The sequence below is a fragment of the Mesorhizobium delmotii genome (assembly GCF_900149755.1).
GTDB lineage: Bacteria > Pseudomonadota > Alphaproteobacteria > Rhizobiales > Rhizobiaceae > Mesorhizobium > Mesorhizobium delmotii.
Map to the genome: position 1 here is coordinate 1 of NZ_FUIG01000083.1, position 360 is coordinate 360.

The 360-nt window shown below is 56.1% G+C and carries 1 protein-coding gene; it reads left to right on the forward strand.

All coding sequences use genetic code 11. The annotated features are described in order from the left end of the window. The coding region (locus BQ8482_RS34385; RefSeq protein WP_123151624.1) for an SDR family NAD(P)-dependent oxidoreductase at nucleotides 1–360 on the forward strand (360 nt) is incomplete at both ends.

Consider the following 360-nt stretch of genomic DNA (forward strand, 5'->3'; position numbering starts at 1 on the left):
CAGGCTCAGGCACTGTTCGATGTGAACGTCTTCGGCGTGCTCCGCGTGACCAACGCGGTCCTGCCGATAATGCGCCGTCAAGGCAAGGGTAGAATCGTCAATTTGAGTTCGGTGCAGGGGTTCATTCCAGCTCCCTATTTCGCGCTTTATGCGTCGACCAAACATGCCATCGAAGGCTATTCCGAATCGCTCGACCATGAACTGCGCCCGTTCGGAATTCGCGTTGCATTGGTCGAACCCGCCTATACCCGCACGTCCTTCGAAGACAATCTCGCCAAGCCGGACCAGTTGCTTGATATCTATGACGCTGCGCGCGCTGGCATGAACGCAGTCGTGCGGAAAGCAATGGAAAAAGGCGAT